Below are 1,064 nucleotides of genomic sequence, written 5' to 3'. Positions count from 1 at the left end.
GTTAGCGATATCGATGTGATAGATCAGGTTGCCCCGCAGGTGATTGCGGTGAGCGAAAGCCTAAGCACAGGGCTGGATAACAGCACACTTCTTAGTATGCTTAGCGTTGATGCCGGTGCGGTGATTGGCTCGGGCGATACCCAAGGGGTTATCAACTGGGCGTTTGCCAGCGGCAGTGAAGCCTTCGACTTTTTGCCCGAAGGCGAATCATTGGATCTGACCTACACGGTGCAGGTGACAGACAGCGCCGGAGCCACCGATACCCACGAGGTGGTGATCTCCCTGACGGGCACTGACGATACCCCGATCTTTAGGGGTGACGACACCGGTGAAGTAACCGAAGATGTCGACGTCGACAGCGCGGGCGAATTGATTGCCACAGGCGCTTTGGTTGTCGACGATCCGGATGCGGGCGAATCGGTCTTTGATACCGGCGTGGTGAATGGCACAGACAATGAAACCACCACCGGGGCTTTAACCATAGCCACAGACGGTAGCTGGCGCTACAGCGTCGAGAACGCTGAAGTGCAATACCTGGCCGTGGGAGAAACGCTAACCGATACCTTTACCGTGTCCAGCGATGATGGCAGTGAACACACCATTACCGTCACGGTAAACGGAACCAACGACGCGCCGGTCATCAGCGTCGAAGACGGCGACAGTGACACAGCGAGCTTTGTAGAAACCGACTCCGGGTTATCCACCACGGGGACGTTAACGGTAGGGGATGTCGACTTATCCGATGTGGACACCGCCACGGTCACCGCCGTGGATGTCAACCTGGACGGTGAATACAACGAGCAAACCCTGCTTAACATGCTGAGCGTCAATGCCGCACCGGTGATCGAGGCAGGGGCCACTACCGGCGTTATCAACTGGAGCTTTGACAGCGGCAACCAAGCCTTTGATATCTTACCCGATGGCGTAGTCTTGGATTTAACCTACACAGTTCAGGTCATCGATAGCGCAGGCGCCATAGATACCCACGAGATTGTGATCAGTATCACCGGCACCGACGATGGCGCCATCATCACCGGTGGCGATACCGGCGAAGTGACCGAAGA

1 protein-coding gene is annotated in these 1,064 nt (G+C 56.4%); it reads left to right on the top strand.

What is annotated here, in order from left to right:
* Positions 1 to 15 precede the first annotated feature (15 nt).
* On the top strand, positions 16 to 1,064 hold a 1,049-nt coding region (locus tag M6D89_RS17120), incomplete at its 3' end, for a VCBS domain-containing protein (protein WP_253969316.1).

Source organism: Gilvimarinus xylanilyticus (assembly GCF_024195295.1).
In the GTDB taxonomy this organism is placed as follows: Bacteria; Pseudomonadota; Gammaproteobacteria; order Pseudomonadales; family Cellvibrionaceae; genus Gilvimarinus; species Gilvimarinus xylanilyticus.
The sequence above is the reverse complement of the archived record's forward strand: the minus strand, read 5'-3'. Positions and strand labels throughout refer to the sequence as shown.